Annotated in this window: 20 protein-coding genes and 1 pseudogene; 5 read left to right on the top strand and 16 right to left on the bottom strand. The window is 69.0% G+C overall.

The window, feature by feature from the left end:
- Position 1: 1 nt before the first annotated feature.
- On the bottom strand, positions 2–2,185 hold the full coding sequence (locus OHT57_RS44240; protein WP_328752622.1) for an alpha-L-fucosidase: 2,184 nt from the start codon (positions 2,183–2,185) through the stop codon (positions 2–4).
- 1,164 nt (positions 2,186–3,349) lie between these two features.
- On the opposite strand from OHT57_RS44240, the gene OHT57_RS44235 reads away from it, so the two are divergent.
- From OHT57_RS44235 to araD, 5 genes are all read left to right on the top strand, one after another.
- Positions 3,350–3,886: a hypothetical protein gene (locus OHT57_RS44235; protein ID WP_328752621.1), complete on the top strand. Its 537-nt coding sequence runs from the start codon at positions 3,350–3,352 to the stop codon at positions 3,884–3,886.
- Between the two features lie 170 nt (positions 3,887–4,056).
- The gene (locus tag OHT57_RS44230; RefSeq protein ID WP_328752620.1) at positions 4,057–6,609 is read left to right on the top strand and encodes a CBM35 domain-containing protein; all 2,553 of its coding nucleotides are present in this window, start codon (positions 4,057–4,059) and stop codon (positions 6,607–6,609) included.
- Positions 6,610–6,733: 124 nt separating this feature from the next.
- On the top strand, positions 6,734–8,413 hold the full coding sequence (araB, locus tag OHT57_RS44225) for a ribulokinase (RefSeq protein ID WP_328752619.1): 1,680 nt from the start codon (positions 6,734–6,736) through the stop codon (positions 8,411–8,413).
- Positions 8,414–8,488: 75 nt separating this feature from the next.
- Positions 8,489–10,006 (top strand): L-arabinose isomerase, encoded by a 1,518-nt coding sequence (gene araA, locus OHT57_RS44220; protein WP_328752618.1) that lies wholly within the window; start codon positions 8,489–8,491, stop codon positions 10,004–10,006.
- Positions 10,007–10,040: 34 nt separating this feature from the next.
- On the top strand, positions 10,041–10,757 hold the full coding sequence (araD, locus tag OHT57_RS44215) for an L-ribulose-5-phosphate 4-epimerase AraD (protein WP_328752617.1): 717 nt from the start codon (positions 10,041–10,043) through the stop codon (positions 10,755–10,757).
- A 208-nt stretch (positions 10,758–10,965) separates the two neighbouring features.
- On the opposite strand, the gene OHT57_RS44210 is transcribed toward araD, so the two are convergent.
- The 15 genes and pseudogenes from OHT57_RS44210 to OHT57_RS44145 form a co-directional block, all read right to left on the bottom strand.
- Positions 10,966–12,189 carry a 4-hydroxybenzoate 3-monooxygenase gene (locus OHT57_RS44210; protein ID WP_443053652.1) on the bottom strand — a complete coding sequence of 408 codons (1,224 nt, stop codon included), beginning with the start codon at positions 12,187–12,189 and terminating at the stop codon, positions 10,966–10,968.
- 175 nt (positions 12,190–12,364) lie between these two features.
- A complete protein-coding gene (locus OHT57_RS44205; protein ID WP_328752615.1) occupies positions 12,365–14,275 on the bottom strand; it encodes a glycoside hydrolase family 97 protein in 1,911 nt (636 codons plus the stop codon).
- Positions 14,276–14,301: 26 nt separating this feature from the next.
- Positions 14,302–16,611 (bottom strand): glycosyl hydrolase family 95 catalytic domain-containing protein, encoded by a 2,310-nt coding sequence (locus OHT57_RS44200; protein WP_328752614.1) that lies wholly within the window; start codon positions 16,609–16,611, stop codon positions 14,302–14,304.
- Positions 16,612–17,026: 415 nt separating this feature from the next.
- On the bottom strand, positions 17,027–17,563 hold the full coding sequence (locus OHT57_RS44195; protein WP_328752613.1) for a GNAT family N-acetyltransferase: 537 nt from the start codon (positions 17,561–17,563) through the stop codon (positions 17,027–17,029).
- 35 nt (positions 17,564–17,598) lie between these two features.
- A complete protein-coding gene (locus OHT57_RS44190; RefSeq protein WP_328752612.1) occupies positions 17,599–17,823 on the bottom strand; it encodes a hypothetical protein in 225 nt (74 codons plus the stop codon).
- Positions 17,820–18,050 (bottom strand): DUF6980 family protein, encoded by a 231-nt coding sequence (locus OHT57_RS47585; protein WP_443053651.1) that lies wholly within the window; start codon positions 18,048–18,050, stop codon positions 17,820–17,822. Before OHT57_RS47585 ends, OHT57_RS44190 begins: the two co-directional genes overlap by 4 nt.
- Before the next feature lie 375 nt (positions 18,051–18,425).
- Positions 18,426–19,424, bottom strand: coding sequence for a type I glyceraldehyde-3-phosphate dehydrogenase (gap, locus tag OHT57_RS44185; protein ID WP_328752611.1), 999 nt, complete (start codon positions 19,422–19,424; stop codon positions 18,426–18,428).
- A 110-nt stretch (positions 19,425–19,534) separates the two neighbouring features.
- Positions 19,535–20,491 carry a GlxA family transcriptional regulator gene (locus OHT57_RS44180; protein WP_328752610.1) on the bottom strand — a complete coding sequence of 319 codons (957 nt, stop codon included), beginning with the start codon at positions 20,489–20,491 and terminating at the stop codon, positions 19,535–19,537.
- A 41-nt stretch (positions 20,492–20,532) separates the two neighbouring features.
- Complete coding sequence (locus OHT57_RS44175) at positions 20,533–20,961, bottom strand: OsmC family protein (protein WP_328752609.1); 429 nt, start codon at positions 20,959–20,961, stop codon at positions 20,533–20,535.
- Between the two features lie 246 nt (positions 20,962–21,207).
- The gene (locus OHT57_RS44170; RefSeq protein WP_328752608.1) at positions 21,208–22,176 is read right to left on the bottom strand and encodes a phosphotransferase enzyme family protein; all 969 of its coding nucleotides are present in this window, start codon (positions 22,174–22,176) and stop codon (positions 21,208–21,210) included.
- A 355-nt stretch (positions 22,177–22,531) separates the two neighbouring features.
- Positions 22,532–22,737, bottom strand: a pseudogene (locus OHT57_RS44165) (cytochrome P450); the annotation flags it as partial.
- 53 nt (positions 22,738–22,790) lie between these two features.
- A complete protein-coding gene (locus OHT57_RS44160) occupies positions 22,791–23,399 on the bottom strand; it encodes a GTP-binding protein (RefSeq protein ID WP_328752607.1) in 609 nt (202 codons plus the stop codon).
- Entirely contained in the window at positions 23,371–23,751 is a 381-nt protein-coding gene (locus OHT57_RS44155) for a DUF742 domain-containing protein (RefSeq protein WP_328752606.1), read from the bottom strand. Before OHT57_RS44155 ends, OHT57_RS44160 begins: the two co-directional genes overlap by 29 nt.
- Complete coding sequence (locus OHT57_RS44150) at positions 23,748–24,149, bottom strand: roadblock/LC7 domain-containing protein (protein ID WP_328752605.1); 402 nt, start codon at positions 24,147–24,149, stop codon at positions 23,748–23,750. Before OHT57_RS44150 ends, OHT57_RS44155 begins: the two co-directional genes overlap by 4 nt.
- On the bottom strand, positions 24,146–25,333 hold the full coding sequence (locus OHT57_RS44145) for an ATP-binding protein (RefSeq protein ID WP_328752604.1): 1,188 nt from the start codon (positions 25,331–25,333) through the stop codon (positions 24,146–24,148). Before OHT57_RS44145 ends, OHT57_RS44150 begins: the two co-directional genes overlap by 4 nt.
- Positions 25,334–25,840 lie beyond the last annotated feature (507 nt).

Below are 25,840 nucleotides of genomic sequence, written 5' to 3'. Positions count from 1 at the left end.
CTCACAGGGTGGTGAAGGTCCACATCAGATGGGTGCTGCCGTCGTACGTCCACTGCTTGGTGAGGGAACCGGAGGCGACGTTGCCGCCCCCGTCGAGGACCAGACCGGTGGTGCGGTTGGCGAGCGAGTAGCGGCCGTCCCCCCGGTGGGTGATCGTCCACTGCTGGTTGCTGCCGCCGTTCCAGGGGGCTTGGCGAGCGGCGGCGCCGTTGGCCGCGTCGCCCCAGCCGTCGGCGACCATGCTGTTGGCGATGTTGACCAGCTTGTAGTAGCCGTCACCGACCTCGACCGCCTGCCACTGAAGGTTGGGGCTGCCGTCCCAGGCCCACTGCTTGAGGTGCGCGCCCGACGCGACGTTGCCGCCGCTGTCCAGGGCGAGTCCGTCCGCGACATTGGTGATCCGGAAGGAGGCGGACGGGCTGAACTGCACCTTCAGCGAGGCGATCTTGTCGTTGCCGCCGGTGGCCCGCAGATCGCGGGTGTCGGCGGTGAACGTCCAGGAGGTCCCCGTGAAGTCGTCGCCTGAGAAGCCGACCACCTGGTACCCCGGCGCGAGCCGCAGAGAGGAGAGGCTACGGCGGTCCAGACCTGCGAGTTCCAGGTCGTCGCTGCCGTACCGGCCGACGGCAAGGACCGCGCCGACCCCGTGGTAGTCGGCCTCGGGGAAGGCCACGGCACCGCGCAGCGGACGCAGCCCGGGAATGCCACCGGAGAACCGGAACTTCAGGACGTACGCGTGCGCGCTGAAGGGCGCAGCCGACGGCAGCGTCACACGCAGCCCCGTGGAGTCCTGCACCGGTTCGGCCAGGGTGACGCAACGACCGTCGTCGGCGTGGAGCAACTGCACCGACTTCAGCGAATTCAGGTCGATTCGGTCCGAGTTGAGGGTGCTGACCGTCAGGGAACTGCCGGGCCACCCCAGGACAGTGGCGTACAGAACGGTGTTGGCCTTGTCGCGGGTGAAGCGAATGTCCTGCGGCGTACCGGCGGTCGGGTTGGTGAAGGCGCCGCCGCCCATCTTCGTCGGACCCTCGCCGTACGTCGTCCAGGCCCGGGTTCCGTACACCGACTCGCCGAAGTGCTTCAGGTAGTCGCCGATGCCCAGCAGGACGTCCTTCTGCGCCTGGGGGATGGTGCCGTCGGTCTGCGGCGCGATGTTCAGCAGTACGTTGCCGTTCTTGCTGACCCGGTCGATGAACGAGTGCAGCATCTGCTGGACGCTGTAGTAGCCGATGCCCTGCGTGCAGCACCAGCTTGAGTCCGAGATGCTGTCGTCGGTCAGCCAGTAGGGGGCGGTGAGGTCACCCGGCCCACCGCGCTCGTAGTCGAAGACCTCGCCTTTCCCATTCATCCCGTCCTTGTAGGTGGCGACGACCTGCTTGCCCCACTTGTCGGCCTGGTTGTAGTAGTACGACAGGAAGTTCAGCCGCTGCTGTTCGTCGACCTGGTCCAGCGTGAAGTCCTGCCAGACGATGTCGGGCCTGGCCCGGTCGATGACCTCTTTGAGCTTGTCGTACCAGAGCTGGTTCTCCGCCGCCGAACCGAGTTGCCCGTACAGCTTCTTCAGACTGGCGTCGGTCTGGGCGGGAACGTGGTCGTAGAAGCCGTTCATGTTGTACGCGTGGTGCATCGCCACCAGCAGCTTCAGTCCCTTGGCACGAATTGCCTTGGTGAACAGGTGCAGCAGGTCGAGCTTCGGTCCCTTGGCCACCGAGTTCCACTCGTTGACCCGGCTGTCCCACATCGAGTAGCCGTCGTGGTGCTCGGCGACGGGGCCGGCGAATCGTGCGCCCGCGTCCACGAACAACTGCACCCACTCATCGGGGTCGAAGTTGCCGCCCGCCGACTTCAGTTCGGGCGCGAACTGCGCGGGATTGCCTGCGAGGTCCTTCGCTCCGTTGACGAAGTTGTGGTACGGCCAGACCGCGGGCCGGCCGTAGGTGGCGATGTGGTGGGTGTTGGCCGCAGTGCCGTCGATGTACATGTTGCGCGGGTACCACTCGCTGTCATAGGCCGGGACGGCGAAGACACCCCAGTGGAAGTAGATGCCGAACTTTGCATCCTTGAACCATTCCGGAGCCGGCGGATGCTGGTCCACCGAGTCCCAGTCGGGCGTGTAGGTCCGGTGCGCTGCCTGGGCGTTACTGATGCCGAACACTCCTCCGGCGGCCGTCGCCGCGGTCACGCCCGTCGCGATGGCGAGGAACTGGCGGTCTGTTGGTCCAACTCGACATGAGCATCCCTGGTACAGAGGGGAAGGGGGTGCACTCGACGGGCTGGAGCGCCCTGGTGCCACGAATGAAGTTCGACCATGCAGACCGCCCACGTCAACCAGCCGGGCATCCGATTGATGGGATCGATCACTCCAGACCGTAAGTCTTCGGTGTCCAAATAGCCAGTTTGGCCTGCAACCTGCCGCCGTGCATGCCGACGCGAGTCACCTCACCGACGGAAACTCCGACAACACATCCCATGTATCGGCGGGCTCGACGAGCGTTGGCCTACAGCGTCGACAGCGACGAGAACGAACCCGCTACCGGCAGCGCACAGCGACAGAAGAACGAACTACCGAAGCCGCCGCCGACGAGTCCCCTGGAGGGACTTGCGGCCAGGGGGCGCACGGTGAAGCCGGGATCGACATGTCCGAACGGCACGCCGAGGACCCGGGGTGGGGACCTCCCTGCCTCCCGGCCTCCCAGCCCCCCGGGTCTTCTCCACTTCTCGGCCTCCCAGCTCCTGGGCTTCTCCGCTTCTCTGCGTTCTCGGAGCAGGCACGCCCCGCCCGTCCGACCTCGCAGTCGAGGCGCGCGACCGCCTCAGCGGCCGACCGGTGCGGCGGGACGCTCCAGCACTCCAAGCCGCGTCCGCCCGGCGTTCGGGAAGTTCGAGCAGCTCGGAGACCGTCAGGACCGGACCGGTGTCGAAGAACGTACGCACCTGACGAAGCTCCTGGCAGTCGAGTTGTCGACCACGACCAGGCTGCCGGTTCGGGCGTGCGGGTACTCGTCCCCTCATCGGGACTCGACATCCTCAGGGCGATACAGGAGAGACCTGAGCTACGCCGTCGCCTCACATCGACACCGGGCACCGGGCACCGGGCACCGGGCACCGACGACATGCAGTCCCACCCGACACTGCGACCGGACATGCGATCCCCCGACCCGGCCCCGATGGAAGTGGTCAACTTTTTCCCTCGCGTCATACAAGGCCGCACCGGGGACCCCTCGCGGGCCTGAGCTGGGCACTCGCCAGGCGGACGGGATGCGCCGACGCCACCTGCGCGGCTCGGTGTGTGAATCCCATGTGTCCGTCTCTTGACGCCCACGTTGTGACCGCTCACAATCCTGGCATGCATGTGACCGGTCACAAAGATGAGGCAGGCCTCTCCTGCTCGACCACGTCGCGAATCGTCGACGGCCACGCGAGCGTGAACGAAGAGACCCAGGAGCAGGCCCAGGCAGTCGTCGAGCCGCTGGCCTGCAGTGGCGGCGCGACCGCACGGGCGCCGTTCGGCAGCATGAACCGGTCCGCCGGCCTCCTCGTGTCCGACATCGCCCTCGCCGGTCGCTCGACCACCCGGCAGGGCGCCTGCTCGCCCCCTCCCCCGGCGTCCGGCGGAGACCGGGATGCACCGTCCGGCAGAGTCCGGGGTACGCAGGCCGGCAGAGTCCGGGACGCGCAAACCGGCGCGAAAGTCACCACCAAGCAGTACGTCACCGCGCACCCGAGCGACACCGCTGGTGCCGGTGCGGTCGACGACCTCGCGGCTGTCGCGATCGGCATCCCGCCGCCCACCCCGCCCCCGGCGGAGGGGAGGCGGTCACCCTCCCGCTCGGCCGCCCCCAGGTCGCCGGCGTCCAGCCGTACCCCGGCCACCGGCATCTGATCTCCGCCCGCGTCGTGACGACGAGCCCTGCCACGGTGTTCGTCTTCGTCATCCTTCGGCGCCGCGCCCTCTCCGGCATCACCAGCGGCACCGTCAAGTACCCCCGGCCCACGCCGGATCCACCCAGCCCCGCACGCCTCCCGCAACGCCGCGGGAGGAGGAGGACCGTCATGCCTCGAACAGCCACCAGATCCGGACGCTTCCGCACCCTCGTGGGCGCGGGCGTCGTCGCCGCAGCCCTCCTGGGCACGGCTCTGACCATCCCGGCCGCGCAAGCGGCGACACCCCAGCTGACAGTGGACCTCGGCCGGACCACCGGCGCCGTCATGCACGGCGCCAACGGAACGCTCTACGGGCTCAGCGACGACGGCGTTCCCGGCGCCAGTCTGCTCGACCCCCTGCACATGACCTCGATCGTGCAGAAGGCGCCCGACGGCCTGCAGCACCCCAACGGCGACGCGTTGACGGTCAAGCCCGCCTACGACCGCGCCGGCGGCGGCGAGGTCCAGATCTACATGCAGGACTACTACTCCCAGTGGCCCTACGAGAACCTCGGCCTGGCCGACTACCTGGCCAAGGTCGACACCATGGTCCGCAAGGTCGCCGCCCGCCCCGACGCGGACGACTTCGTGTGGGTGCCGTTCAACGAGCCCGACGGCATCTGGTATCAGGGCCTGGGCAGCTCCGACACCGCCACGTACACCAGCGCACGTGACAGGTTCGAGAGTGACTGGGCCACCGTCTACAAGAAGATCCGCTCGATCATCCCGAACGCCCGGATCGCCGGCCCCAACGAGACCCACTACGACGCTCGGCTCATGGGCGACTTCTACCCGTGGGCGAAGGCCAACAACGTCCTGCCGGACGTCACCACCTGGCACGAGCTGGACCCAGGTTCCCTGCAGAACTTCGAGTCCAACCTCGCCGCCTACCGGACCATCGAGAAGAACGCGGGCATCTCCGCGCGGCCGGTCAGCATCAACGAGTACGCCAACCGGCGCGACCAGTCCGTCCCCGGGCAGATGGTCCAGTGGCTGTCGATGTTCGAACGGAACAAGGTCTACGCCGACCAGGCGTACTGGAACGTCGCGGGCAACCTCAACGACAACGCCGTCCAGACCAACATCCCCAACGGCAGCTGGTGGCTGCTGCGTTGGTACGCGGGACTGACCGGCAAGACCGTCGAGACCACCCCGCCGCAGGCCAACACCATCGACACGCTGCAGGGCATCGGGTCGCTGGACGCGCGCCGCAAGCAGGCCCAGGTCCTGCTCGGCGGGACCTCCGGCTCCGTCGACACCGTGCTCCAGCACATACCCGCCTCCTTCGGACACAAGGTCGACGTGACCGTGGAGCGAGTCGGCTGGAGCGGCTACGAGGGTGCCGCCGCCGCACCGAGCGTGGTCTCCCGCGCCACCCGTACCGTCGGCAAGGACCACGGTGTCACCGTGCCGCTGACCGGCCTTGACCCCATGGCCGCGTACCGCGTCACCGTCAACCCGGCCGGCCACGGCACGTCCGCCGCGGCGAGCCTGCCCTGGTCGGCGTCGTACGAGGCCGAGGACGCCACGATCACCGCGGGCACGGTCTACTCCCAGGGGTCGCGCTCCAACCCCTATGGCTTCGCCACCTCCGGCACCAAGGACGTGGGCAGCCTCAACCAGCCGAGCAGCAAGGTCGCGTTCGACGTCACCGTCCCCGAGACGGGCACGTACGACCTGGACGTCTTCTACGGCAACCAGTCCGGCACCCCCTCCACCCAGAACCTCACGGTGGACGGCGGCTCCCCTGTCACCCTCACCTACGGGTCCACTCTGAACTGGACCTACCGCTCCATCGTGCGCACCCCGGTCACCCTGTCGGCCGGCACCCACACCCTGGCTCTGGCCAAGGGCACCAGCGAGGTCACCCTCGACAAGATCGACCTCACCGCGTCGGAAACACCGCAGGCCGTCTACCCGGCGACGTACGCCGACATCACCGGCTCGCCGTCGTACGACTACTCCACCTCGGGCGTCAGCGGCGCCGGCACCCTGGTGCTGCGGAAGAGCGACAAGGCCGTCTTCGACGTCAGCGCACCGGCCGACGGGTACTACACCGTGCGCGCCGCCTACACCGGAAACGGCACCCTGAGCCTCGACGGCGCCACCGCCGCCACCCTGACTCCGGCCAAGGGGAAGAACACCGGTAAGACCCTGAGGCTGTACCTGTCGGCGGGCAACAACCGCATCACCGCGGCCGCACAGGGCTCAGGGCACCTCTCCCTGCGCGACCTGAGCGTCACCGGTGCGCCGAGTACCGAGGGCGTGACCGCCTACGAGGCCGAGGACGGCGTCCTCGCAGGCAACGCGGCCGTCACGGGCAACGCCTGGACCTCGGGCGGCAAGTACGTCGGCAACATCGGCAACGGCTCGGGCAACACCCTCACCCTGCCCGTGAAGGCCACGAAGGCCGGCCGGTACGTGATGAGCGTCCGCTACGCCAACAACCAGGTCTCGGGCTCCGGGAACTACAACACCAACGTCGTGTCCAGGGCCGCCGACATCACCGTCAACGGCACCACGCAGACGGTCATGTTCCGCAACAGCTACAGCTGGTCCAACTACTGGTACCTGCCGGTTCCGGTCACCCTCAAGGCCGGCTCCAACTCCATCACCTTCGGCAACGCCTCGGCGTACGCGCCGGACATCGACCTCATCACGGTCGCACCGCTGAACGGCTGACGTCATCTTCCGTCCAGAGCCCTTACCGGGCTCTGGACGGGGCCTGGCAAGTACTTGCTAGAATGAAGACAATCATTCGAAATCTCGAACGTGGTTCGATACTGCGACAGGAAGGCTCCTCGCCGTGAATTCCGAGCACCAGGAATCCTCCTCTTCCGACACCTATGTCGTCGGTGTGGATTACGGGACGTTGTCGGGGCGGGCTGTGGTGGTCCGTGTCCGTGATGGGGCGGAGTTGGGTTCTGCGGAGTATGTGTATCCGCATGGGGTGTTGGACCGTGTGTTGCCGGACGGGACGCGGTTGGGGCCGGACTGGGCGTTGCAGGTGCCGTCGGATTATGTGGATGTGTTGCGTCATGCGGTGCCGGCGGCGTTGTCGGTGGCGGGGGTGGATGCCGGTCGGGTGGTGGGGATCGGGACGGATTTCACGGCGTGCACGATGGTTGCGGTGCTGGCGGACGGGACGCCGTTGTGTGAGGTGGAGGGCCTGTCGGGGCGTCCGCATGCGTATGTGAAGTTGTGGCGTCATCATGCGGCGCAGGCGCAGGCGGACCGGATCACGCAGTTGGCGGGGGAGCGTAAGGAAGCCTGGCTGCAGCGGTACGGGGGGAAGATTTCTTCGGAGTGGGAGTTCGCGAAGGCGTTGCAGTTGCTGGAGGAGGATCCGGAGCTGTATCACCGGATGGAGCGGTGGGTGGAGGCGGCGGACTGGATCGTGTGGCAGTTGTGCGGCACGTATGTCCGTAACGCCTGCACGGCCGGGTATAAGGGTCAGCTTCAGGACGGTGTGTATCCCTCGGAGCAGTTCCTGGCGGCGCTGAACCCGGAGTTCGCGGGGTTTGTGGCGGACAAGCTGGAGCATCCGATCGGTCAGCTGGGCGGGCGGGCCGGGTCGCTGACGGCCGAGGCGGCGGCGTGGACGGGCCTGCCGGAGGGCATCGCGGTGTGTGTCGGCAACGTGGACGCGCATGTCACGGCGCCCGCGGCCGGAGCCGTTGCGCCGGGGCAGATGGTGGCCATCATGGGCACCTCGACGTGTCATGTGATGAGTTCGGACCAGCAGGGTGTGGTGCCGGGCATGTGCGGGGTCGTGGACGGGGGGATCCTGCCCGGGCTGTGGGGGTATGAGGCAGGGCAGAGCGGGGTCGGCGATATTTTCGGCTGGTTCATCCGGACCGGTTTCCCCGCCGCTTATGCGGAGCAGGCTGCCGCTCTGGGTCAGGATCCGCACGAGTATCTGACCGGGCTGGCGGCCGGGCAGAAGGTGGGGGAGCACGGTCTGGTCGCGCTGGACTGGCACAGCGGCAACCGTTCCGTCCTGGTCGACCACGACCTGAGCGGTGTGATCGTGGGCCAGACCCTCTCGACCCGTCCGGAGGACATCTACCGGGCGTTGCTGGAGGCGACCGCGTTCGGGACGCGGACCATCATCGAGGCGTTCGAAGCCTCGGGGGTGCCGGTGGGTGAGCTGATCATCGCGGGCGGGCTGACGAAGAACGCCCTGCTCATGCAGATCTACGCCGATGTCACGCGGCTGCCGCTGAGTGTGATCGCCTCCGCCCAGGGTCCCGCGCTGGGTGCGGCCATGCACGCCGCGGTCGCGGCCGGCGCCTACCCCGACATCCAGGCCTGCGCCCGCTCGATGGGCAAGGCCGAACGCGGCGTGTATCAGCCCGACCCCGACCGGGCCGCCGCCTACGACCGCCTCTACGCCGAATACCAGCTCCTGCACGACTACTTCGGCCGCGGCACCAACCAGGTCATGCACCGCCTGCGCACCCTCCGCGCCCAAGCCATGGCCTGACCCGCCACGCCCGCCTGCCTGCCTGCGCCTGCGTGCGCACGGTCGATTTCCCTCTGTGTGAAAGGAACACCCCTTATGAGCAGCGACACGTCTTCTTTTCCGGGTCAGGAGATCTGGTTTCTGACGGGTAGTCAGGGTCTGTACGGCGATGATGTGCTGGAGCAGGTGGCCGCGCAGTCCCGGGAGATCTGCGGCCTGCTGGACGAGAACGCGCAGATCCCGGTCCGGATCGTGTGGAAGCCGGTCCTGACCGACGCCGAGGCGATCCGCCGCGTCTGCCAGGAGGCCAGCACCTCCGACACCTGCGTCGGCGTGATCGCCTGGATGCACACCTTCTCCCCGGCCAAAATGTGGATCGCCGGCCTGTCCGCCCTGGACCGGCCACTGCTGCACTTCCACACCCAGCACAACCAGTCACTGCCCTGGCCCAGCATCGACATGGACTTCATGAACCTCAACCAGGCCGCCCACGGCGACCGCGAATTCGGCCACATCGAAGCCCGCGTCGGCGTCAACCGGAAGATCGTCGCCGGTCACGCCACCGACCCCCGCGTCACCCACCGGATCACCGCCTGGGCCCGCGCCGCCGCCGGCCGCCACGCCTCCCGCACCCTGCGCCTGGCCCGCTTCGGCGACAACATGCGCGACGTCGCCGTCACCGAAGGCGACAAAGTCGAAGCCCAACTCCGCTTCGGCTACTCCGTCAACACCTACGGCGTCAACGACCTCGTCGCCGTCGTCGACGCAGTAGAAGACAAGACGGCCCGGGAACTCGCCACCCAATACACCGACCTCTACGACGTCGCCCCCGAACTGCGCCCCGGCGCCGACCGCCACGACTCCCTCGTCTACGCCGCCCGCCAGGAACTGGGCCTGCGCACCTTCCTCACCGAAGGCAACTTCACCGCCTTCACCACCAACTTCGAAGACCTCGGCGCCCTGCGCCAACTCCCCGGCCTGGCCGTGCAACGCCTGATGGCCGACGGCTACGGCTTCGGCGGCGAAGGCGACTGGAAAACCTCCGCCCTCCTGCGCACCATGAAAGTCATGGCCGCAGGACAGCACGGCGGCACCAGCTTCATGGAGGACTACACCTACCACCTCGGCCCCGGCACCCCCCGCGTCCTCGGCGCCCACATGCTCGAAGTCTGCCCCACCATCGCCGCCGACCGACCCACCTGCGAAATCCACCCCCTGTCCATCGGCGACCGCGAAGACCCCGTCCGCCTCGTCTTCAACGCCGCCGCAGGCCCCGCCATCGTCGTCGGCCTCTCCGACCTCGGCGACCGCTTCCGCCTCACCGCCAACACCATCGACGTCGTCACCCCCGACCAGGACCTCCCCAACCTCCCCGTCGCCCGCGCCGTCTGGACACCCCACCCCTCCCTCGCCGAATCCGCCGAAAGCTGGCTCCTGGCCGGCGCACCCCACCACACCGTCCTCAGCACCGCCCTCGACCTCGAAACCCTCACCGACTACGCCACCATGACCAACGTCGAACTCCTCACCATCGACGAAAACACCACCACCAACCAATTCGCCAAAGAACTCCGCTGGAACGCCGCCTACCACCGCCTCGCCCAAAACCTCTAACCACCACCACCAACCACACCCAAGGAGACACGAAATGACCACGACCGCCCCGGACGGACTCCACAAGGAAGTCCTGGAAGCCAACCTGGCCATCCCCGAGGCCGGACTGGCCACCCTGACCTGGGGCAACGTCAGCGGCATCGACCGCACCGCCGGCGTGTTCGTGATCAAACCGTCCGGCGTGCCCTACGACCAGCTCACCCTCGACCACCTCGTCACCGTCCGCCTCTCCGACGGCATCGTCGTCAACGGTGACCTGCGCCCCTCCACCGACACGGAAACCCACCGCAGCCTGTACCAGGCCTTTCCCTCCATCGGCGGCATCACCCACACCCACTCCACCCACGCCGTCGCCTTCGCCCAGGCCCACCGTGACATCCCCGTCCTGGGCACCACCCACGCCGACACCTTCAACGGCCCCATCCCCGTCACCCCCGACCTCACCGCCGAACAGTGCGCGAAGGACTACGAGTACAACACCGGCCAAGTCATCGTGGACCTCCTGGAAGGCGACGATCAGCGGGCTCTGGAAGTCCCCGCCGCCCTCGTCGCCCACCACGGCCCCTTCACCTGGGGCGCCAGCGCACGTAAATCCCTCGAACACGCCATCATCTGCGAAGCCGTCGCCGACATCGCCCTCCACACCCTCGCCCTGTCGCCGACGGCTCCCCCACCGCCCCACCTCCTCAACCGCCACTACACCCGCAAGCACGGACCCGACGCCTACTACGGCAACCCCACCACCAGCTGACGCTCGCTCTACAGCAGGCGTGTGCAAGGACCGTTCCGTCATGACGGTGACGTTCGGCGGAACGGTCCCTGGTCAGGGCCCCATGCCCGGCTGTCGAACCGGGCCCTGGACGGGGGCGGCGAGCTTCGCGAACGCCTTTGGACCGAGGTCGAGTTGACCGGGTGCGCAGAGTAGGGGCGGTCCTCCGCCGGAGGGACCTTCCGAATCGTCAGTCGCCGCCGACGCCGGAAAGGTTGCCGGGGAGGTTCTCAGTGACCGTGCGGCCGGTCGGGTCCAGGCCCGTCATGAGTTCCGCGAAGGCGCCGGCCGAGGCCGGGGAGTTGAAGAGCCGGTCGAGTCGGGCGCGCGCGAGGTTGCGCAGGAAGGGCTCGGCGTCGCCCGCGTCGTGGAGGGTCCGGGTGAGCCAATGGGAGAACTCCTGGTCGTTCCAGACCCGGCGCAGACAGCGCGACGAGTAGGTACGCAGGGCGGTGTCGTCGTCGCCTCGGACGACATCGCGCACGGCTCGGGCGAGGAGATCGGCGTCGTACAGGGCGAGGTTCATGCCCTTGCCGCCCATGGGGGACACGATGTGCGCCGCGTCGCCGACCAGGAAGAGACGGCCGTACTGCATGGGGTCATGGACGAGGCTGCGGAGCCGGAAGATCTCGCGGTCGGTGATCGGGCCGGAGGCGAGGGCGGGGTCGCCGAGCCTGGTGCGCAGGGCGTCCCAGACGCGGGTCTCCGACCAGGCGTCGGGATGGTCGTCGGGCGGGCACTGGAGGTAGTAGCGGCTGGAGTGCGGGCCGCGGGGGAAGTGGGCGGCGAAGCCCTGTCGGCTGACGGCCAGGAGGGGGTGGGCCGGGGGCGGGGCGTCGGCGAGGACCGTGAGCCAGCCGATGCCGTGGTCGAAGGCGTGCGCGGTGAGCACGCCGTCGGGGACCGCCGTACGGCTCACTCCGCGGTCGCCGTCGCAGCCCGCCACGAATGCGCAGGTGATGGCGCGAGGCGTGCCGTCCGGAGCGCGGTAGCGGACCGTGGGCCGCTCGCCGGTCAGGTCGTGCAGGGAGACGTCGGCGGCCTCGAACCGCAGGTCGCCTCCGCCCTCCAGGAAGGTCGCGGTGAGCTTCTGCACGAGAACCTGCTGGGGGCACAGGCGGGCCGCGGGGCCTTGGGAGCCGTCGCTGTCGGAGACCAGATGACTGTGGCCGTCCACCCGGAACTCCAGGATGCCGTCATAGGGGACACCGCCGAGGACACGGTCCGTCAGTCCCCAGGACTCGAACATCCGGACCGCGCGGGTCTCGACGATCCCGGCGCGCTGGCGCTGCGCCACGTGGTCGCGGGAGCTGCGTTCGAGTACGACGCAGTCGATGCCGCTGTGCTGGAGCAGGGTGGCGACGGTCATCCCGGCCGGACCCGCGCCTATCACGACGACCGTCGTGGACGTCATGGACTCGGGAACTTCCTGCAACTGCCGTGCCTCTTCGGCCACTTGGGCACCTCCGGGACCCAGCCTAGCGAGGCCCGGTGATCTGGCGGGGCCCGGTGCGGAAGTCCGGCGTCCGGGAGCCGTGTCCGATCGGCGACATCACCGACCGGACACCACTCCCGGAACGACCGTGCGCTCAGCGGTAGCAGGTGGTGACGCCTGCCCGCCAGGGGCAGGCGAGCGCGACGAAACCGCCGTTCGCCACGACGTCGACGCTCAGTGTGCCGCCGCCGCGCAGCACATGCCGGTCCTGGACGAGGCCGTCGGAACCGTCTCGGATCGTCTCCACCAGCCACCGTCCCGGACCGAGGGTCAACGGCACCTTGCCGGTGCGGGCGGCGCCGGCGTAGACCCCACCCAGGAACCAACGGTCACCGCTGCGGCGGGCCAGCACGGCCTCCTGGCCGGGTTCACCGGCGAGCAGTCGCGTGTCGTCCCAGGCGGCGGGGACCTGGTCGAAGTAGGCCCGGGCGAGCGGCCGGGCGTCGTACGACTGCGGGGTGCCCGCGTACATCTGGAGCCCCGACTCGTAGGCGACGGTGAGGCCGACCTCGGCCGCGTCCGAGTTGGGGCGCAGTCCGACGCGTTGGAAGGCGCCGGGGGTGAAGTCCATGGAGCCGATGACGTTGCGGGTGAAGGGCAGGGTGGTGAGGTGGGCGGCGGTGTTGGTGCGCTTCTCCTCCCCCGCCACGCCTTCCAGGGTCATCACCTGCGGCCAGGTGCGCTGGATGCCCTTGGGGATCGTGGACCCGTGGAAGTCGACCATGAGGTGGTGGGCGGCCGTCTCCGCGAGGATGGTGTCGTACCACTGGAGCATGGGCTGGGCCTCGGAGTTCATGAAGTCGATCTTCACGCCCTTGATGCCCCACTTCTCCAGGGTGGGCAGCCACTGGGCGCGTTCGTCGGCGGTGTCGAGGTCGCGCTGGTGGATCCAGACGACGATTCCGACGCCCTTGGCGCGGGCGTACCGGACGAGTTCCGGCATCCAGCTGTCGGTCTGCCAGTCGGGATCGGTGACGTCCCACTCCCCCGGCCGGTAGTACCAGCCGGCGTCAACTGCCTCGTACGGCCAGTGGCGTTCGGCCGCGTAGTCGACGTACGCCCTCTGCGCGGCGAGGCTCTGACCCGCTTCCCTGCCGCCGGCGAGCCAGGTCCACAGGACGGTGCCGGGCTTGATCCAGGAGGTGTCGCGGACCTTGGAGGCGGGGGCGAGGTCGTCGGTGAAGGTGGAGCGGGTGACGGTCGCGAGGTCGCCGGTGACCATGGCCCGCCACGGGGTGGCCAGGGCGCCGGTGGAGGCGACGCGGTCGTCGGCGAGCTTGATGCGGTAGGTGCCGGAGCCCTGCTGGTGGGCGAGGCGGGCGCCGGAGTACGTACCGCTGACGCCGGACTCGGCAAGCAGCGTGTAGCCGCCGTCGGTTGCGAACAGGGCCTGGTCGGAGTAGTCGGCGGTGGGGGCCGTCGCTGCGGTGTACTGGGCGAACTGGCCCTCGTTGTCGACCCGGTAGGTGCCCAGCCAGGCGCGCGCGTCCGGCGGGAGGTCGAAGGCGGAGGTCTCGGCGAGGACGTCACCGGATCCGGTGGGCAGGACGTACCGGTAGGCGACACCGTCGGCGGAGGCGCGGACGACGAGGTCGAGGCGGGCCCCCGCGGTGGTGGCGAACGACAGACGGGTCTCGTTCATGCGGACGTGGCGGTCCAGGCGTTTGCCGGACTTCGTCCGGTAACGCTCCTGCACCTTACGGTTCTTGACGTGCAGGAAGCGCAAGTCCTTGGACAGGTCAGCCTGTTCGGTGACGATGCCGACGGGGGACGGTTCGATGACCGTACGGCCGTCCCGGGACACCGCGAGAGTCAGTGTGCCGGTGGCGTCGTCGAGGGTGATCTGTGCGCGGGGCGCGTGTGCTCCTGTGGACACGGACCAGGCTTGGTCGTGCTGGACGTTCTGGTCGTCGGGCTGGTCGGCACGTGCGGGGACGGTGGTGAGGAGTGCGGCCGCCAGCGAGGCGCAGAGCGCGGCGACCGCGGTTCTGATCGGAACAGCCATGGAATCCCTCCGAGGTGTGTGGCCCTCTACGGCAGGCCCCACGCCGGTCCCGGCTCGCTGACGGCGACGGGCGCGATGCTCAGGTCGGGGCGGGAGCCGGAGTGGACGAGCACCTCGTGGCCGCGGGGCAGGTCGATGGCGAGGGTGCCGTCGCCGAGGTCGTGGGTGCGGGCCGGGGTGCCGTCGTCGAGCAACACGGTGAGATGGCCGGTGAGGCCGTGGCGGAGCCGGAGGGGCTCCCCCGCCAGACTTCTGACCCTGATGAACCGGGTCTTCCCCGCCTTGCGGACGGCGGTGACCAGGAAGGCGCCCTGGGTGCGGAAGTTGTGCAGGGTGAGGTCCGTCCAGGCGGCCGGCACGGCCGGGAAGACGCGGACCACTCCGCCCCAGCTCTGGCAGAACATGTCGTGCAGGGACTGCGAGGCGGACAGCGGGGTCTCGATGACCGGGCCGGCCTCGGTGTAGTGGGTGTTGACGCGGCAGGGGTAGCGCGTGGTCGGGTCGAAGAACTTGCGCAGATAGGTGATCGCCGTGTCGCCGTCGCCGGCCATCGCGTACATCGAGGCGGCACCGGTGTAGCTGTAGCCGCGGTGGGCGCCGGTCAGCGCGTGCCAGCGGACGATGGACTTCGTGATCAGGTCGCGGCTCTCGGGCTGGTCCCAGTTGACGAGGTACAGCGGGTACACCATCAGCAGGTGCGAGTAGTGCCGGTGGGACTGCGCGTACGGGGTGTCGGCGCCGATCATGAAGCCGTTGTCGTCGACCGGGTACGGCGTGAGCTTGGCCAGCACCTCCTGCCAGCGCGGCTTCAACTCGTCGTCCACGCCGAGCAGTTCGCAGGACTCGATGAGTGTCTGGCAGCCCCAGCGGATCAGTGCCAGGTCGTAGTTGGTGTCCTGCGGCGGCACGACGGGGTATTCGGGCGAGAGCGTGCTCGGCAGGTGGAGCTTGCCGTCGCTGCCCGGGGTGAGGAAGTGCAGGTAGTAGTTGACGGCCCGGCGCAGTACCGGGTAGACGGTGTCGCGCAGCAGGGACTTGTCCATGGAGTGGCGGTAGGACAGCCATACGTTGTGCAGGGCCCAGGTGAGGTCGCCGGTCTCGGCACCGGTGCCGGGCCGGCCCACGCCGCGGTTGGCGAACATGTCGGAGCTGCGACCGACACCGGAGCTGTCGGCGCGGTAGGCGGCGGGCACGTTGGCGATGAGCTGTTCCTGGTTCTGGCGCAGCGTGGTGGCCAGGGAGTCCAGTTCCGGGTGGTTGAAGCCGTGGATGAGCCAGTACTCCAGTTGGACGTTGAGGTTCCACCAGACCGCGGGCCAGGGAGTGGGCTCCAGCCAGGGCCCGGAGGTGGCCATCACGGGGCCGCCGGCGCGGCTCGCGGAGGCGACCTTGTAGAGCTGGATCCAGTGGAAGCTCTGGAGCCGCTGGTCGGGGAAGGAGACGAAGCTCTTGCGGTAGAAGGCGTGCCACCACTGGATGTGCCGTTGCCTGAGCGCCTTGTAGGACTTCGCGCGACCGAGGTTGCGCAGTGAGTCGGCCGCGGCGGCGGTGTCGGACGGGTGACTGTGCCCGACGCTGAGCAGCAGGTCGTCGCCGGTGCGGCGGTGGGCCGTGGCGGTCTGGCCACCGCCGGTGAGGGGCTGGAGGACCTGCTCGGTGCCGTCGGTGGTGGTGCGGGTGGTCCAGGGCGGGTTGGCGGTGTAGTCGGCGGGCGGCGCCTCGCTGATCTTGCGGGGGCTGATGGCCTCCTCGGGGTGGAAGGTCCAGGTGCCTCGTTCGCCTCCGTCGGCCGTCACACGCACGGCCAGGACCTCGTCGTGGATGAGGGCGGCGAGGGTGAGGGTGCCGGCGGTGGTGGTGACGGTGCCGGTGAGTTCGGCGTTCCACAGACTCAGTCGCCAGTCGACGGCGGTGATGGTGCCGACCGGTTCGAGGGTGAGGTGACCGACGGGCAGCCGGCAGGTGCCCCAGCCGCTGCCGAACTCGGGCCGGTGGTCCTGGACTTCGCCGTGCTGGACGGTGAAGCGGATCCGGTTGGCGCCGGGCTCCTGGTAGATCATGCTGCCGAGCAGACCGTCGCCGAGGAACGGGCCCTCGTACCAGAGTGTGGGCAGCCTGGTCCACAACAGGTCCTGGCCGCGCAGGAATGCGGCCCAGGCCCTGTCGGTGGTCATGGTGTCGCGGAGCACCCAGGGGTGCTTGCCGCCGCTTTCGGCGTGCACGGGCTGTCCGGCGTGGGCCGTCCCGGGTAAAACGGTCGTCGCCACTCCACCCAGCGCGGTGCCGATCACGGCTCTTCGGGGTACCTGCGAGTACTGCCCCGGCTCTGAGGTCATCTCGTCCTCCAGACCTGACGGATCATCGATACATCGGGTGTATCGGGAACCTAGGAGGCGCCTGTGTACCTGTCAATAACTTCAGCAGGACGCGCATCTCATGCAATTTCAAGCGCTGATCGAACCAGTCAGCCACTCCTCCCTCACCGGCAACCCGCAACAGAGGCTTGACTCATCCGATGTATTGCTACAGGGTCACATGGTGGCGAACGGCGACCGCCCGTGGCTCGTGAATTCCCTGGGAGGTGATCCGTTCGCTTCCGCCGCGAGTGTCCGGGACACCGAACGTCCCAAGCAGGTGGCGGGCGCGAGCGTGCAGAGAACATCTACTGATCGACGACGCCATAGCCGAGTTCGACCAGGTGGCGCACAAGCGCGGCTTTCCCCACTCCGGACAGGGGCCTGTTCTTCGCGGTCAACTGGGCCTGGTTCGGCGGTAGTAGAGCATCCCCTCGTGGTCCGGTTCGAGGTCGGGGAGGGTGAAGCCGGCGGACTCGGCGCAGTTGCGACTGGCATGGTTGTCGGCGTCGATGCCGCAGAAGAACGTCTGGACATCGCCGGCGTCGGGCTGGGTGAGGACGGCCTGGAGGACGGAGCGGCCGTGTCCCTGCCGCCATCGGCCGGGGTCCACCAGGTAGGCCAGGCCCATGGCGAGCCGGGCGTCGGCGACGGACAGAACGGGGCCCTCGGCACCTTCGCCGTGGTAGCGGACCCAGCGGTCGTAGACGTCGCCGCAGATGAACGCGACCGGCGTCCCGGCCTGATCCAGGCCGATCCACCCGTGGGAGCGCAACACCACCGCGCCGCGGAAGGTGGCGCCGACGTCCTGGCCGATCACCTGCAGCTGACGGCGGATCCACGAGCGGCCGCCCAGGCGCCTTTGGACCTCAGGGTGGTCGAACCAGTGCTCGATGCGGTGTGCCCCGGTCTCGGTCAGGGGCTGCAGCCTCATCCCGGGGCGGTCCGGCTGGGCCTGCGAGGGCCGGCTCATGTCGCCGCCCGGCGTTCGGCAGGGACGCCACTCTTGGACGTGGCGCCTGTACGGACCAGGGCGACGAGGTGGGCTCCGATGATCGCGCCCCGGCGGGCCCCGGCCGATTCGACGAGCTTGGACAGCATCGCGGGTACCGCGGCCGGTCGCCGCACGTAGACGTCGTTCCACATCGTCCGGTCAGGGTACGGGCCGAAAGAGGCGGAGCAGAGTTGGCTCATTCTTCCCTGGGTAGTGAGGCGAGCCATCTGTCGTCAAGGAACTCGGCGGGGATTTCTTCCTCCTGCGGATCGATCCCGCGGCGTTCCAGCTCGTCGAACCACCGGTCACGCTGCGACTCGGGGAGGCGCCGGCCGCACCAGGGGCAGAAGTCGATCCCGACACTCGCTGTGCCGCCGTCATGGATGATCAGCCCGTACTCCTGGAACCTGGGGTCGAAGCCGACCAGAGCGTCCGGTCAGTCAAAGGGGTCATCGTGCTGGTCACAGGTCGCCTTCACGTGGCTGTCCAGCGCCTCGCAGCAGTGGTTGGTCATGACCTCGGTCTCACGTCGATCGGGTACCAGGAGCAGAAGTAGATCACGACCTGTGACGATCACGGAGTGGCATGGGGAGACCTGGCTGATGCGCCCGGCCAGTTGCCGCCGCCATGTCGTCGACTTGGGTCGGCCGCTGGGGGAAAGGCATTCCCCCCTCAGCTTCTGATCGTCCCGGGGCGGCAGGCGCCGACCGGCAGCGCCCGCCGGGCCGCGGTCGCTGGGATCGTCAACGCGGTTGACTCGACCGCCCGTTCGCCTGCGTACCGGTAGGCCCTGCCGTCCGGCTCAGCCCTGCGCGAGGAGCTGCAGTGTGTCGATCACGCGGTTCGAGAAGCCCCACTCGTTGTCGTACCAGGCGACCACCTTGACGTGACGGCCTTCCACGCGGGTGAGAGCCGAGTCGAAGATCGCCGAGGCGGGGTTGCCGGTGATGTCGGAGGACACCAGGGGGTCCTCCGAGTACTCGAGGACACCTGCGAGAGGTCCCTCGGCGGCGGTGCGGTACGCGGCGAGCAGGTCCTCGCGGCTCACCTCGCGGGCGACGGTCGTGTTGAGCTCGACGATCGAGCCGACCGGGACCGGAACGCGGATCGAGTCGCCGGAGAGCTTGCCGTCCAGATTGGGCAGCACGAGGCCGATCGCCTTGGCGGCGCCCGTCGTGGTGGGCACGATGTTGACGCCGGCAGCGCGGGCGCGACGGGCGTCGCGGTGCGGGCCGTCCTGGAGGTTCTGCTCCTGGGTGTAGGCGTGCACGGTCGTCATGAAGCCGTGCTCGATGCCGGCGACGTCGTCCAGCACCTTGGCCAGCGGAGCGAGCGCGTTGGTCGTGCAGGAGGCGTTGGAGACGATCGTGTGCACGTCCGGGTCGTAGGCGTCGGTGTTGACCCCGTACGCCAGGGTGACGTCGGCGCCGTCCGAGGGCGCGCTGACGAGGACCTTTTTCGCGCCCGCGTCGAGGTGGGCGCGGGCCGCCTTGGCCGAGGTGAACCGCCCGGTGGCCTCGAGCACGATGTCGATGCCGAGTTCGGCCCAGGGCAGTTGGGCCGGTTCGCGCTCGGCGAGCACGGTGATACGGCGGCCGTCGACGACCAGGGTGTTTCCGTCGACGGTCACCGGACGCCCGAGCCGGCCGGCCGTGCTGTCGTAGGCCAGCAGCCTCGCGAGAGTGGCGGGCTCGGTGAGGTCGTTGACGGCGACGATCTCCAGGGCGCTGTCCCGTTCGAGCAACGCGCGCAGCACGTTGCGTCCGATGCGGCCGAATCCGTTGATGGCGATGCGAGTCATGAATCTGTGTCCCGTCCCGATGTCCACTGTCTGTGTCCACCAGGCTCGCGTGCGGCATGCTCCGCTGCCAGTGGCGCGATCGCCATGGTTCAAAAGGATCGCGCCACCGGCTACTCGCCTGTGGTGAAGGTGCGCCGGTACTCGCTCGGGGTGGTGCCGAGGATCCGCTGGAAGTGCGTCCGCAGATTCGCGCCGGTTCCCAGCCCGACGTCGGTCGCGATCTGCTCGACACTGCGCTGCGAACGCTCCAGCAGTTCGCGGGCCATGTCGATGCGGGAGCGCATGACCCACTGCATCGGCGTGCACCCGGTCTCCTCGACGAAGCGGCGCGAGAAGGTGCGCGGCGAGACCGCGGCCTGCTGCGCCAGTATGTCGAGCGTGAGGGGGTCGCCGAGTCGGTGCAGGGCCCATTCCCTGGTGGCGGCGAAGCGCTCACCGAGGGGTTCGGGCACGCTGCGCGGCACGTACTGCGCCTGCCCCCCGCTGCGGTACGGGGCCGCGACCAGGCGCCGGGCCGCATGGTTGGAGGCTGACACCCCGAGGTCGCCCCGCAGGATGTGCAGGCACAGGTCGATGCCGGAGGCGGCGCCCGCCGATGTCAGCACTCTGCCCTCGTCGACGAACAGCACGTTCTCGTCGACCCGGATCAGGGGGTGTTTCGCCGCGAGCGCCCTCGTGTAATGCCAGTGGGTCGTGGCCCGCCTGTCGTCGAGCAGGCCGGTCGCGGCCAGCGCGAACGCCCCGGTCGAGATGGCGGCCAGTCGCGCCCCCCGGCCGTGCGCGGCGACGAGCGCACCGAGGACGGGCGGGGGTGGGTCCTCACGGTCCGGGTGCCGGTAGCCGGGGATGAAGACGATGTCCGCCCATGCGAGCGTGTCCAGACCGTGGGCGACGTGGTATGACAGTCCGTCGCCGCCGCTCACGAGCCCGGGCGCCGCGCCGCACAGTCGTACCTCGTACGGCATGCTCGCGCGTGTGGTGAACACCTGCGCGGGAATCCCGACGTCCAGTGGCTTCGCGCCTTCGAGGACGAGAACGGCGACGCGACGCAGGCGGGAGGCTGACACGGGGACAGCGTACGCAGCTGCGGTCGGAGTGAAGGAGGAGGTCAGGCGTCCTCGACCCGCGCGGTGACGGGCGTGCCGATCTCGACCGTGCGGCTGACCGTGCAGAGGCGGTCGTGGGAGGTCTTCACCGCCCGGGGCAGGATCGTGCGGGCCCGGTCCGCGCCCTCGCCGTCCGGGAAGGTGACGGTGAAGGTGACCGCGAGGTCGGTCAGCCGGTTGCCGAGCGCGTCGTCGACCTTGTTGCCGGTCACCTCGACGGAGAAGGATGCGGGTTCGGCATGCCGGCTGGTGGCCAGGTCGACGTCCACCGCCGTACAGCCGCCGAGCGCGGCCAGGAGCAGCTCGACCGGGGTGAACTCGCCGTCGGAGCCGGTGCCGAAGTCGATCGTGCCGCCTCGGGTGTTGGTGGCGACGAAGTGGCCTGTGCGGGTGCGCTCGACGGTGACGGACCGCGCGGGGTTTTCGCTCATGCCGAAGACACTAGTGCCGGGTGCCGGGCGACGCCCGGGGGCCCGGTGCCGTCCCCGGGTCGAGCAGGCCCCGCCGACCCGAAGCGGCCTTGACCACGCGGTTGAGGGCCGTCGGTTCCGGACCGGGCCCCCCGTTGTCCGGTGATGTGACGCAGCGCCGTCCTGCGCCGCCGCGGATCGGGTTCTCATGCACTGCCGTCGACGTGGGCGGTCAGCGGGAGACTGCGGTCGCTTGCGGCACGCCCCTCATGCGGCGGCCACGGCTTCCGTCAGGCGGGTGACGGCGGCCAGGTCCGGCAGGCGCCGCAGCGCGGCCACGGTCTCGCGGCTCGCGAAGTCGCGCTGGTCGGCGGTCACTTCCGGGTCGACCGCGCATTCGGCCTGTACGTACACGTAGTTGAGGTCCGTCGCGAACAGCATCGAGAAGGCGTCCAGGCTCCTGACGGCCGCGGGGCCCCCGGCGTCCCGGTAGGCGCGCAGCAGGCGGCGGGCGGACGCGTCGTCGAAGCGGTTGCCGCCCGACCACACGTAGACGGCACGGGCGAGTTCACGCTCGGCCGAGACGGGTCCGGTGTTGTCCCAGTCGAGGAGGACCGGCCCGTCGTGTCCGATCAGGACGTTCTGGGGCCGCATGTCGAGGTGGGACGTCACCACGTCACCGGGGGCCGACGGCGAGACATACCGCGCCAGTTCGGCCCCTGCGGTGGCGATGAACCGGCCCAGTTCCCCTGCCCAGGGCGTACCCGTCCGCTCGGTCCTGTCGTGCAACTCGGCCCAGTCGTCTGCCTGGTGGCATTCCTCGTACCAGGCGTCCGGTGTACCGCTCGCGCCCTCTCCGGCCTGGTGAAGGAGGGCCAGGGTCCGGCCGCACCACTTCACGGACTCCGGGTCCGTGGGGTCCGCGGCGCTACCGTCGACCCAGTCGTACAGCTTCGCCCAGGAGCCTTCGGGCAGTCGTACGACATGGGAGCCGGTGCGGTCGGGCATGAGTCGCGGCGCGGCGATTCCCCGCTGCTCCGCCGCGTCGCGCAGTGCGGACTCGGCACGGACGTCCGGCTCGTCCTTCTCGAAGAGGAGTTCCTTCACCGCCCACGACGTGCCGTTGCCGGACAGCTTCCAGATCTGCCCCAGGGCGCCGCGGGCGACGGGCGCCAGCGTCCACGTTCCCGCGCCGAGCGCATAGGCGTCCGCGATGAAATCGGCGGTGTCTCGCATGAACTCCCTCTCCGAACAGCTCTGTTGCTGAGTCCCAGCCCTACCATCGAGCCGGCCGAGGGGACACCTGTTTTCGATGCTCAGGGGGCTGCCGTGCAGAAATGGGGGGGCGACCCGGTTCGTGTCGAGGTCGCAGGACGACCCCGCCCGAAACGAACGCTGGTGCCGGAGAGGGGACGTGAACAGTCGCCAGTCCCCGCGCCGGCACCAGGTGGCCGAAGCTGAGCCGTCAGACACGGAAGATCTCGAGGAAGCTGCTCCAGAACTCCTTCTTCACGGGCGGCTGGACGACAGCCGGACGGGGCGTGCCCGGTACGCCGTACGCCGATGCCATCCGGGTGGCCGGGGTGGGGCCGAACTGGACGGGGTTCTGGAGCACCCGCAGGGCCGTCTCGTGACCGACGACGAGCGTGGCGTCGACACCGGGAGCGAGTTCGACCGGGCCGGCCCAACCGTGCGCCCGTATGTACTCGTAGACCTTCTGCAGGTCGGCAGCGAAGGAGCCGTCGTAACCATGGGGCATCTGGCCGCACCGGCGGCGGCCATGTCGTGAACGTCCATGTCTGTGTCTTTTGGTGGCCCGGACCGTACGGTCCGGGCCACGGGGTGGTGGTTCAGGCTGCGCGGTCGAGCAGGTGACGCACCAGGGCGATCAGGGCCCGGGCGGAGGACCGTTGGTCGCGTGCGTCGCAGTAGATGACGGGCGTGTCCGGGAGCAGGTCGAGTGCCTCGCGGATCTCGTCCTCCTCGAAGTGACTCGTCTGCGAGAAGGTGTTGACGGCGATCGCGTACTCGAGGCCGTACTCGTCGATCAGGTCGATGACCGGGAACGTCTCCTCCAGCCGTGACGGGTCGACCAGGAGCAGGGCGCCCAGCGCGCCGCGGGCCATGTCCTCCCACAACTGCATGAAGCGCTGCTGCCCGGGGGTGCCGAACAGGTAGAGCACGAGCTCGTCGCTCAGTGTCAGCCGGCCGAAGTCCAGCGCCACGGTGGTGGTCGCCTTGTCCGGCGCCCCACGCAGGTTGTCGACGTGCATGGACGCCTGGGTCATCTTCTCCTCGGTGCGCAGAGGAGTGATCTCCGACAAGGACCCGATGAAGGTCGTCTTGCCCACGGCGAAATGCCCGACCACCAGGATCTTCGCGGCGGTGGTCACCTCGGCGGAGACGTAGATGGAGCCGTTCGCCGTGGAGTCAGCCGATGTTGAGGGTTTCGAGTCCATGCAGAACCTTCTCGAGAATCGCTCGGGGAACATGCTGGGCGGGGGCCGGTTCAGCGCGGCGCAGGAGGTGCCCCTGCTCGAATAAATCGGTCAGCAGCAGCCGGGCCACACCGACGGGCAGCCCGAGGTGCCCGGCCACTTCGGCGACCGACAGGTAGCCGCCCGAACAGAGCTCCCAGATGGCCCGCACTTCGGGGCCCGCCCCCAGCGGCTGCGCCCGGTCGGGGGCCAGGCAGACCAGCGTGTGGAGGGCCAGGTCGTCGTCGGAGGGAAGACGGCGGCCGCCCGTGATGACGTACGAGCGGACGAAGTCGCTGGTTACCGGAGCGCCCTCGCCGCCGGGCCAGGTCATGCGTCTGCGCCGGTGTTCTGGCGCGGCGTGGCGCTCATCGCCTTGGTCAGCGCGCCCACTGTCTTCTGCATCCGGATCGACATCGCCTCCATGTCGACGTCCAGCGCGGTCGAGACGGCGAGGTAGGAGCCGCTGCCCCCGGCGATGAGGAAGATCCAGCCTCCGTCGAACTCGATCAGTGTCTGCTTCCAGAGGCCCTGGCCGCCGCCGACGAAGGGGGCGACGCTGCGGCACAGGGACTGCAGAGAGCTCATCGCGGCGGCGTTGCGCTCGGCGTCGTCTCGGACGATGCCGTCGGACCGCTGCATCAGCAGGCCGTCCGCCGAGACGAGGATGGCGTGGCGGGCTCCGCGCACCTCGAGCACGTCGTTCAGCACCCACGACAGGTCGGGATTCACTGGTTCTGAGGTCCTTCCATGTTGTCTGAGTCCCGCCCGAGCAGGGTTCCGCGAGCGAATGCCTTGAGCCGGGTGGCGGTCTCCTCACCGATCTCGTCCAGGTCGGGCACCTCCGAGCCGGGCGAGGCCACCACGGAGACGGCGCCGTTGCGGCGCCGGCGGCGCTTGGGGAGACCTCCGGCCGTCTGTCCCACGACGAGGGAGGCGACCGGGGCCGCCTTGGCCGCCGCCGGCTCGTCGTCGAGGTGGTCGAGCACGACGGGCGCGGGTGCGGGCACGTCCGCCGTCAGAAGGTTCTCGGGCACCCGGATCACGGCACGCACGCCACCGTAGGGGGAGACCGCGTCGACGGAGACGTGGAATCCGTAGTCGGCGGCGAGCTTCCCGGACAGGGCGAAGCCGAACTTGGGCGGGTCGCCGAGGCTGGTGATGTCCACGGACCCGCCCGTCGTCAGCAGGGCCGCGGCGCGGGTCTTGGTCTCCTGGTCCATGCCGAGGCCGGCGTCGTCGACGACCAGACAGATCCCGGTGGGGACGGTCTGGATGTTGATCTCGACGGGGGTGCCGGGGGCGCTGTATTTGGTGGCGTTGTCGAGCAGTTCGGCCAGCACCATGGCGACCGGTTCGACCGCCCGGCTGGTGATCGCGACACTCGCCTGGGAGTGGACGGTGACCCTGTCGAAGTCACGGATCCGCCCCTGGGCGCTGCGGGCGACGTCGTACACCGAGGCGTTGCGGTCGCGTCGGCCGAGCCAGCCGCCGCAGAGCACCGAGATGCCCTTGGTACGACGGCTGAACTGGCTGCCGGTGTGGTCGACCAGCATCAGGTCGGCGAGGACCGCGTTGTCGTCACCGTACTTCTGCTGAAGACCGTCGAGCAGGGCCAGCTGCTCCTCGGCGAGGGTCGCCAGGGTGCCCACAGCCGACTTCAGGGTCGCCTTGGTCGCCGACTCGGCGTCCTTGCGCACCTCTTCCAGATCCGCGGCGTGCCGTGAGCTCGCCGACGAGTATGTCGTCTGGAGCTCGGCGAGCTGACCCCGCACGGAGGCCACGTCGCCGTGCAGTTTGTTGTTGTTCGCCCGGAGCTGGATGCTGGTTCTCCGTGCGCGCATCACTGCGAAAATCGCAGCGATGACTATCACGAGCAGGACCCACATGAGTGGATCTTCGAACAATGACGTCATGAGACTCTCTTCAAGTCGCCTCGCGTCGGGAGACTGACCGTGCATGAGACCGCCGGAAATCCCCGCAGCTGTGCGCTGGCGGACCTTACCGACGGACCAACCGTCACTCCATTCACGATGGGGCCGTTTTGGCTGTCCCCCGTACGCGCGTATGACGCGTCATCAGCCTACTGAAAAGTGTAATGATCTTATCAGCCGTCACAGTGTCAACAGGCGTATCAGGTGCCACACTTGACGACTCTCCACAAAGGTCCCGCACCAGGGCCTCATCGCCGATGCCGGGGGTCACCGCAGCCGGTGCCGCCGACGAGGAGCCCTGACGTCAGGGACCGCACCCCGACAGGGCGACGACGGTCGGCACGGTGGTCACCTCGGTGCCGGCGGTCCGCATCGGATCCCCTGCTCCGGCCACTCGTTCATGATCAACAGAGGCAGCCCAGCAAGGCCCCCGGAGCGCTTTCCCCCGGCTCGGCGAAAACTCGTTTGCGGCCCCGGGCTCCCGGCCCG

The organism is Streptomyces sp. NBC_00285, assembly GCF_036174265.1.
Classification (GTDB): domain Bacteria; phylum Actinomycetota; class Actinomycetes; order Streptomycetales; family Streptomycetaceae; genus Streptomyces.
This window is presented reverse-complemented; position numbering and strand designations above follow the sequence as displayed.